Source organism: Psychrobacter sp. AOP5-GZ1-6 (genome assembly GCF_052376345.1).
In the GTDB taxonomy this organism is placed as follows: Bacteria; Pseudomonadota; Gammaproteobacteria; order Pseudomonadales; family Moraxellaceae; genus Psychrobacter.
Genome location: NZ_JBQSVP010000118.1, coordinates 1 through 9583, shown reverse-complemented (window position 1 = coordinate 9583; position 9583 = coordinate 1). Strand labels below are relative to the sequence as shown.

General features: G+C 39.4%; 8 protein-coding genes and 1 other annotated feature. Of the genes, 2 read left to right on the top strand and 6 right to left on the bottom strand.

What is annotated here, in order from left to right; translation table 11 throughout:
- The coding region (locus tag ACT3RN_RS12500; protein ID WP_444518693.1) for an MATE family efflux transporter at window positions 1-406 on the top strand (406 nt) is incomplete at its 5' end.
- Between the two features lie 23 nt (window positions 407-429).
- Here ACT3RN_RS12500 and ACT3RN_RS12495 read toward each other — a convergent pair.
- From ACT3RN_RS12495 to ACT3RN_RS12475, 5 genes are all read right to left on the bottom strand, one after another.
- The gene (locus ACT3RN_RS12495) at window positions 430-1590 is read right to left on the bottom strand and encodes a siderophore-interacting protein (RefSeq protein ID WP_192520253.1); all 1161 of its coding nucleotides are present in this window, start codon (window positions 1588-1590) and stop codon (window positions 430-432) included.
- A 391-nt stretch (window positions 1591-1981) separates the two neighbouring features.
- Window positions 1982-3250, bottom strand: a complete 1269-nt coding sequence (locus ACT3RN_RS12490; RefSeq protein ID WP_192520254.1) for an MFS transporter — start codon at window positions 3248-3250, stop codon at window positions 1982-1984.
- A gap of 29 nt (window positions 3251-3279) precedes the next feature.
- Window positions 3280-5709, bottom strand: a complete 2430-nt coding sequence (locus tag ACT3RN_RS12485) for a TonB-dependent receptor (RefSeq protein WP_442062976.1) — start codon at window positions 5707-5709, stop codon at window positions 3280-3282.
- A 141-nt stretch (window positions 5710-5850) separates the two neighbouring features.
- A complete protein-coding gene (locus ACT3RN_RS12480; protein ID WP_192519480.1) occupies window positions 5851-6894 on the bottom strand; it encodes a helix-turn-helix transcriptional regulator in 1044 nt (347 codons plus the stop codon).
- A 102-nt stretch (window positions 6895-6996) separates the two neighbouring features.
- Window positions 6997-7722, bottom strand: coding sequence for a hypothetical protein (locus ACT3RN_RS12475; RefSeq protein WP_192519481.1), 726 nt, complete (start codon window positions 7720-7722; stop codon window positions 6997-6999).
- A 63-nt stretch (window positions 7723-7785) separates the two neighbouring features.
- Here ACT3RN_RS12475 and ACT3RN_RS12470 point away from each other — a divergent pair.
- Window positions 7786-9005, top strand: a protein-coding gene (locus ACT3RN_RS12470; RefSeq protein WP_225736916.1) for an IS3 family transposase whose coding sequence is annotated in 2 segments (ribosomal slippage) — window positions 7786-8071 and window positions 8071-9005 — 1221 coding nt in all. Because the reading frame shifts where the segments join, the coding sequence is not laid out codon by codon here.
- Window positions 8061-8177: a sequence feature (AL1L pseudoknot), on the top strand. Its footprint overlaps the gene before it by 117 nt.
- 226 nt (window positions 9006-9231) lie before the next feature.
- On the opposite strand, the gene ACT3RN_RS12465 is transcribed toward ACT3RN_RS12470, so the two are convergent.
- On the bottom strand, window positions 9232-9583 hold a 352-nt coding region (locus ACT3RN_RS12465), incomplete at its 5' end, for a hypothetical protein (RefSeq protein ID WP_444518692.1).

Here is a 9583-nt window from a genome sequence, read left to right as displayed (position 1 = left end):
ATTCACCCTGTTGGTTACGGTGGTGTATGCAACGATTATGGCCGCCTTATTAGTCGTTTACGATGATAAGATAGTGGGCTATTTTACCAATGACGATGGCGTAAAAGAGATAGCCACCATTCTGATGACATATGGCGCTGCTTTTCAATTTTTTAGTGCCATGCAAATGCTCATCAGTGGTGTTTTACGAGGTTTTGAAGATTTCGTAAAACCCTTATTGGTGATACTTATCAATTATTGGCTATTTATTGTTCCCATCGTTATCCTCTCTATTAAATTTAATTGGATAATGAGACTGTGCGTTGAAGACATATGGTTATTAATGGTAGTGGGATTGGCGGTGTCGTCATTTGTTCTTGCCATAGTATGCCGAAGAAAGTTTAAACATATACAGCTAGGCAGCTAGGCTGGACTAGCCGCCTAGCCATATCAATCAGTAGTGGCTTTCCAATATCCTTTAATATGGTTCTGCTTGCCAGTTAACTGGCGCTCATTACGTAAATAATGACGCACGACTTTACACGCCTTGCTTTCAAACGCGCCCCATACCCCGTCTATAGACTCAATATCTTTTAATATCTCAAGGGTTTTTAATCCTTGTTGATTATATGGGCTGACAATACGATGAATAGTCGCTCCTACCGGAAATTCATTATCGTCAAAGTAATCTTGTTCTAACGGTTGTTGACTTAAGATAACAATATGAGGCGGTATATCGTTTTGCCAAAAGTCCAGAATACCCGCCAAAGCAGGATAAGCCGTTTCATCAGCAATTAACACCGTTTGCCCCTCCTGTAAATGCGCGTGCTTGTCATCGGTTTCTGTACGACTAAAAACAATATCGCCCAAATTTACTGTTTCAATCCATAAGCTACCTGCACTATTTCCATGCGTGAACACATCCATATAACCTTGATTATTAAAATCAGATTTTTTACTCTTCCAAGCCGAGCGTAGTGTGTACAGACGAATATCTTTATTGATGGTTTTTACAATCTTTTGCCTTCTATCACTAGATACTTTTTTAAGCAGCCATAAGAATGCTTGATTGCCTCGTTTTTTTACTTGTTTGTTAACCTGTTCTTTTATGGAGGTGGTTAGCGAGGTGGTTTGCTGCTTGTCTGCTACTGTCTGCTGAAGGGGGAGGGTATTCAGTACTTTTAGTATCATTCCATAAGCATAGCCGGCATAATTTTCTGGTAGCGGTGTCTCACTATGTAGCGTCAACCGCGTCATGTTTGGCGTTAATTTTTGTTTACCAATCACCTCAAAGTAATGCTTTTTATTACCTGTTAAATCGCGACCTTGCTCCGCCATCGCAGTATATGCCAAATAAAGCACCTGTTCTTCTAAATCACCTTCAAGTTTAAAATCGACAAACAACTCTTGGGCTTTATTATTTACCTGTGCTGATATCAGCATCCCTTCTTTATAAATATCTATAATAAGAGGATTTGTAATTGCTAAATCGGGGTAATAATACGCTGCAATCGCTTGTACTTCTTCGATATGGTCTTGATTAAGATGCTCGATGATGTCTAACTTGGCATCTATATCTGCTATCGGCGTAAAGGGGCGGGTGGCTGGCATAAGGTAACCTGTGCTGTGCTAGTGAATAGAATTTAGGGTTTATTAAACAATTAACGGACCCTAGCGTAATAGAAGAAAATGTGTAGAAGCGATACTATAGTTGCCCACCCTTAAAGAGTTACGATGTAAGACTCGCTTAGCCTACTACTGTAGTACTTGCAATTATCTGCCGTGTACCACTTTTAAGGTTGATTAAGACTAAGGTCTGTCTAGGGCATGTCTCCAATTGGATTATAGAGATAAAAATGAGATAGATTGTTGTCAAACGCGAATAATTTCGCAGTTAATATAGACATATTGACTACGAATTAGACAAAGTTTGGCGGTAATATAGCCATTTTTAGCCCATAAATTGTAAATGAAGACACGCCCTAGATTAAGTGACTGAGATCTAGCTATTAAACATGGTTTGTTTTGCGCGCATAAATAAGACAATGATGAGGGTGAGAGAGATACTTGCCATTAGCACTTTGCTGTAGCCAAACGTATTGGCTGCCGTCATCGCTACACCTGCACAAACAAAGCCCATAAAAGAAAAAGTACCCAGTTGCAAGGTAAAGAACGTGGCTTTGGCAGATTTTAGGCTGGCTTTATCCATCGCAATTGTGGCAACAGTCGTCATGAGTGCAGGGTTTACTAAAAAGTAGGTGGTCACTGCACTATATACCATAAGCTTATTGGTGTAACCATAGCTTAGAGGTAAAAATAACATCAGTACCAAAGCTTGCGCTACCGTTAACATGAGCAATGTTTTAACTCGGCCCATTTTGTCAATAAGAAGACTGGCACTAAGCGCAGAAATCACCCCAATCACAGAACCGTATACTTTAGTCACAAAACCTATATCTGCAAACGTCCAGTGCGCATCCACCAGTATTGGATTCAATAGGGTAAAGCCGGCACTAAATCCGACAGGGTAAATTACTAATAAAATAAACCATGCCAGATTACTTCTTATAAATTGCCACATGGCGACTAACAAGATAACTAACGAGCGCGTTAAAGACGTCTTTTGCACAAACTGCGTAGCGGCTGTACGGGTATCAGCATTTTCTGGTAACTCTATTGTCGGCTCTACATAACGCAGCAGTTGTAACCATGAGATACTTGTTAATAACGCTAGCACAAGCAGTGCCCCTTGCCATTGTAGCCAAGGATATGCCATAAGTATCAGGCCACCACCAATAATATTACCCACAAGATTACCAGAGAACTGCACACTGTTTGCTCGTTGCCGCTCATTTTTACTAAAGATTTTGTTCGCAAGGCCATCTATCGCAACATCTTGCACGCTCACGGCCAAAGCATAAACAAGCATTAATCCTATCATTAGACTAAACTGTGTCGCAATATCTAGCATGCCGATGATAACCAATAAAATCATCATTAAAAACTGCGCTATAAGTAACCAACTACGATAGCGTCCTTGTAGCCGTCTATGCATAAATGCGGGACGAATAAGATCTATAAATGGGGCGTACAGTATCTTTAATAATAGCGGTAAGGCAATGATGTTTAATAAAGCAATTTTGTTTAATGGCATCCCCATATCGCGCATAATAGCGACTGAAGATGCAAAAATAAACGCCAGCCCGATATACTGAGTGATATAAATACTGGCAAGCAAAACCCAAGGCTTGCGATTGGAAGATATCCTCATCTGTTGTTACCTTAATAGTAGTGACAGTCTTAATAGTAATAACTATATTTAAGACCATAGCTTCTATCAGTTCCTAATATACCAACATTCATCGGATATATTTTTATATGCTCGTAGCGTTCATCTGTTAAGTTTTTACCCCAAATGCTTAGTTCGTGGTTGTAGCTGGTGAGTCCTAGACTAGCGTCAACCAAACCATAACTCTCAAGCTCAATACCATTGTACGCTTGCGCATAACGGTCACCCACGTAGCGATATTTTGCATCAGCGAACCACTGCGCTTTACCAAATACTGGCAATGTAAACAGTAAATCATCGTTGTATTGCATACTAATACTGCCACTGAATTTTGGCACTTGTGGCATGTGGTTATCTTCTGCCGTTAGCGGTAACATCCCCGGTCTAGCGGGTGGTGGTACTTCGCTAGCATCAGTGACCTTTGCATCGGTGTAGGCAAGTTGGGTTTTTATCTGCCAATTATTGGTCATTCGCCAATCTGCGGATAGCTCGATACCTTGACTACGGCTATCAACGTTGAACGTTTCACTTTTATATTCAGGAGGTGAGGCTGTTACGCTCATATGGTCGTCTTTCATTTTGTTACGATAAAGTGCCAACCCCAAATTTAAGCGATTGTCTGCACTGCGATATTTTGTACCAATCTCAGAGGCATCAATTGTCGTCGGCTTGTAATATGCAAGGGGGTTACCATAAGCCATGTTATTGTCATAATCGGCAAACCCACCGAACTTATGACCGCGTGATTGTAGTGCATATACCCGCCAATTAGGACTTATAGCATAGCTCAAACCAAAGCGTCCCGTCGTTGCGGTGTCCTCCAGCGTTTTACTGCCACTTTTTACATCATTACCCAATGGGTTATTATCATTGCCTTGCCAAACGGCATCGTGTGTTTGCTCTTCATTTGCCAAACGTAGCCCTGCTATCACATCTAGACTTTCGGTCGCAGGATACGTTATTTCACCAAATATGGCTTTCGTCTGGGTATCAAATGTTTTATCGGTAATTGCGTTGTTCGCACTACCAAGAGTGCTGTTTTTCAATAACCCATCTGGCATGTCATTTAAGTTCATTCGGGCATCGTTTTTCCACACCCTATCTTTGTTTGCGAAGTAGAGTCCTGCGACCCACTGGACTTCGCTCTCTGGCTTAGAGACCAATGTTATTTCTTGCGAAACCTGTTTAATCGATTCCTCTAAGTATTGACGATTGTTATCAGGATGGGTAAGAACCTCACTAAATATGGGCTGTTGGTCTTCTGGAATTCGGTATCCGCTGAATTGTAGGGACAACATCTCTGGCGGTAGGTAGGGGCGCAGAATATCGCTATCATAATGGTGATAACCTGTTTTTGACTCTATATCAGCAAAATCAAAAGCGGTACTATTCACCACTAAATTCAGGCCCTTAGCGGTGTTTGTATTTTCATGTGGTAGATTAAACGTGGCAACTTTATAAGTATCAAAATCTTTTTGTAGGACAGGAACATTATTGGTTTGCTCATCATGATAAGCGGTTAAGACGACATTATTGTCTTCGTTATCATCATGCCAACGCAACTTGGCTTGTATGCCTTGTTTGTCTTTTTTATTAAGCGGTTTGCCATCTTCTCGTTTTATCAGACTATTATCACGTTCCTCCAGCATACCTGCAATGCGAAAAGAAACATTATCCGTTATAGGTAGATTTAGCATCGCCTCGCCACGCTTAAGATTATGATTACCCACACCCACACTGACCCTGCCTTCTGTATAATCTGATGGGTCAAAGGTTTTGATAATGATACCACCAGCCTCAGCACTTGAACCCAATAGCGTCCCTTGAGGACCTTTTGCGACTTCAACTTTTTCAACATCAATTAAGTTTCGTGCCAATCCCGTTTTACCATTGCTGATACCATCTATTCGGACATCAACAGAATTATCATCAAGACTGGTAATACTTAACGAGCCTGTACCACGCATCCATAGTGTCGAGTAGCCCACATTACCACCATCGTGGATATCTATACTAGGTACATCTCGCAAGGCATCTGTTACCGTCACATATTGCTTGTCTTCAATTTCTTGCGCGTCAATCGTATCAACCACAAAGGGGGTCTTTAACTCGTCTTCTTCAATACCTCGAACATTAACAGTAATCGCATCAAGGGTGACAGTAGGCATGTCATCAGATGTCATTTCATTAATACCATTATTTTGTTCAGCGACCTCTTGCCTCTCAGCAAATTGTTCCGCATTAAAGGTTTGCACATTTGAGGACAGGCTATTTTCATATGGGGCTGCCAATGCTGTGGTAGGAATATATAAACTAAGTAATGGCGCTAGATATAAGGAGGGTATATATAAAGCATTAAATTTTTTAGTCGTTTTGATATCCTTACTGAGATGACGGTCACTGAGATAATATTGAAGGGAAGATAATTTGCTAGGCAACATATATAAATCCAAAGTAACATAAATGAAAAATAATGTTAATGATAATCAATATCACTTACAAAGTTAACACAAATTTTTAGACTATACGTAATTATTTAATAAAATCGGGAAAGTTACCGATTTATATCAATTTATCATATATTAATCCGGCATATAGCCATAAAACTTGTAAAACACCCGACGAAAATATTGAGTACTACTAAAACCAAGCTGATTAGCAATTGGAGCAATTTTTTGTCTCTCTTGTAATAGTTTCATGGCTAACTGCATGCGTTTATGAGTTCGATAATCACCAATCGTTAGAGTCGTTAATTTCTTAAATTCGGCCTTTAAATAACATTCATTTGTGCCTGTTTTTTGCGCAAGCTCTCGTATCGTCCAATTCTTATTGTAAAACTCATCAAGAAGCAGTTTGGCTTGATAAGCAGAATTAAGAACCTGTACTTTAGCCCCGCCTATTTCAGTAATACATTGTTTCAATAATAAACTCGTAAAGGTTAAGCATTGTCCTTGTAGTGCCATAAATTTAATATCATCAGTGGGACTAGGTGTGTTATAAACCTCCCAGCCCTGCATTACAAAATTTGCCGCTTTGGTAGTCAGGTTTAAAGGTAGAATTGACGAATCGGACATAGTCATTAATTTGGATATGATTAAATTATTGGCATCTGTCTGCTGCTCTATTTGTGTGGCTAATTTACCAACAAAGTCTTTATCTAGCTCAATATATAAGGCTTTAATGTCTTCCTTAGCACTAATAATTGTGCTCAATCTCCCTAAATCGCCTTTTATTAACCAAATGGCAGGCGCATTTATCGTTACTTGCTCAAACTGTTTTAGCTTGGTTCTATTTACCTGCCTTGCTTCTGTTTTTACTGTTGCTTTTACTCCTACTTTTTCTTCTATAGTCACTTTGTCGTCTAGCTGATATTCATAGCTCCCTTGCAAAACAATGTATAAAACATAACTGGTTTGGCAATTAGGATTAATGAATTGATGATTTCTATGAAAGTAGCAATTGACCCGTGATAGACCAATGCTACCGAAATCATAACGTTCAAAGTAGCCATCACCAATAGACTTATCAATATAAATGATTTGACTTAACTGATTAAACCGCTGTACATTTTTTACCATGCACCAGTCATTAATCATTTCTAATTGCTTATCAAACACATATTTCATTTTATCTCTTCTTATAATACTTTTAGGGGCTGTCCTAGATAACTAGTTCAAACCCTGTTTAACCCATTGTTTTAGTTGATGTAGATGCTATCCTATATAATTTTACTTATCTAGGACAGCCCCTAGTTTTATGGCAGTGATTAGAAAATTGCTTAAGGGGATCAATCGTCCACAGGATTGATTGTTTCGTTCTTCTTTATCTGATACCCACATGATTTTTTGGTCGAAATCAATCTGATTCAACAGTCCTGATGCATGAACGGCAGGTCGTATGCCTGTTTGAATGATGATAATATGCCATAGCCAAACGCTATAGCAGTTAAACTGCTCAATGTACCTGTCATGAAGAATATCCGAACCATGCTTTAATCGACCGTTATAGCTTTCTATAGCACCGTTAAGTCTAGTAAAAAATGCTTGGCAGGCATTCAGAGTTAATGGCATATTACTGCCTACATATTGCTTTAAATGATTACTTTTAATACCCTGTTTTGCTATATGACGTAGTTTGTTCTTGCTTTCCTTATCACAATGTTCAGTCAATAGGTGTATAGCACTGCTATAGGTACTCTCTAAATTTTGTGTGCTAATACTTGTGTAGTAAAGTGGTGAGCTGTGCTTAACATCAACACCAGTAATAATGTCAACGTGTAATGGCTGATGAAGTTCGTTGTTTATAATGGTATGCAAACCATTGTCGATATATTGATTACTTAAAGCGGGCAAGCTAAGTTGTTCTTTTAAATCCTTAAGTGATTTTTTTACATCCGAATTACTGACTATAATTTTCTCTGTAATAACTGCCTGTAGCTCAAATGGTAATGGCAATTTAAATTCATTGTGAACCGCCCCAGGATTGTCGGAGACTTAATATTCTGAGAGAATACGACAATGAAAAGACAAACTTATACTCCCGAGATGAAAGAACGCGCCGTTCGCATGCTGATTGAAGCGTCTTGCGATTACCCCTCCACATGGTCAGCTATTCAAGCCATTGCACCTAAGATTAGCTGTACACCTGAAACCCTGCGATCATGGCATAAGAAGCACATAGAGCAAACCATTCCGGCATCAGTACAAGCCCAAAGCCAAGAGCAACGTATTAAAGAGCTTGAACGCGAAAACAGAGAGCTCAAGCAAGCCAATGAGATTATACGTAAGGCTGCGGCTTTTTTCGCCCAGGCGGAGCTCGACCGCCCACTCAGACAATGGTTCAGTTTATTGATGACTATAGAGGTAGTTATGGGGTCGAGCTTATCTGTCGAATACTACCGATTGCCCCGTCAACCTATCATCGTGAAAACTATTTAGCTAACAATCCTGAAAAGCGTTCACTGCGCAGTCAGCATGACGACTATTATCTCAGCGAGATTAAACGTATTTGGCAGGATAGAAAATGCCGTTATGGTGTGCGTAAAGTCTGGCAGCAGATGAAGGCTGATGGCGTAAAGGTTGCTCGTTGCACCGTAGAGCGTTTAATGAAGCAGTATGGTATGCAAGGCATCTGGCGTGGCAAAGGCAAGATTACCACCAATAGCCGTGATGACCAGAAGCGCGCTGATAATTTGGTCAATCGTAACTTTAATGCCCATCATCCTAATCAGTTATGGGTGGCTGACTTTACTTATATCAAGACGACGAGCGGCTGGGTTTACACTGCCTTTATTATTGATGTGTTTGCTCGTGCTATCGTTGGTTGGAAAGTCTCTAATCGCATGAATACCGATATGGTTATGGCTGCGCTAAATCAGGCGATAGCAGACAGGAACAACCCTAAGGATGTCATTCATCACAGTGATCGAGGGGTTCAGTACTTATCCATTCGCTATACTGATAAAATGGCTGACTCTGGCGTGATTGCTTCTGTCGGTACAACAGGCGACTCGTATGATAATGCATTGGCTGAAACGGTCAATGGCCTATATAAGTCTGAGGTGATTCAATATTTAAAAGAGAGCTGGACTGGCGTCAACGATGTTGAATTAGCCACGCTTGAATGGGTGGACTGGTTCAATAAAACACGATTGCATAGTACGATTGGTTATGTGTCACCTTTTGAATTTGAAAAGCGGTATTATGATAGTTTAATCCTGTCAGGTGTTGCTGCCTGAATCAAGTAAATCACTCTCCGATAAAGTCGGGGCGGTTCACTAAGTTTCTACGACAAGGATGGATGGAAAATAATCTACTTAAACTGTTTCATAATATGGACTGTATCTCTTTTATTGTAGACTGACTATAGATTAATGGTACTGTTTCCAAAAAACCTACCAAAGAAGTTAAATTTTAAGGGCTTAGTAGAAATAATGACTGTCAATTTTTCTCTCATATTTATATTTAAAATTCAATTTTCTTTTTTGGAAACTTAGTTAAAGCAGTCCTTAACCAGTTAGATATTTTAGCCTTGGTCATATGGTTAAAAGTTTTTATATGATCCTGGTCCATATTGTGAAATTTACCTTCGTTATTGAACAGTTCCTTAATTGAAGAATTAGGATTAAATGAACTATCAACCTTCATTATAATTCCTGCTACTCCTGATTTATCAAGAATGCTCAATGGTTGACTATCAAACACAAAGTAATATTGTCCGTTTATGATAAGACGTAGAACATATATATATTTTGGAAACTTATCAGCAGTTGTTTTTAGTGTATTTAAAGCCTCACCTATATAACCTTTTTTAATT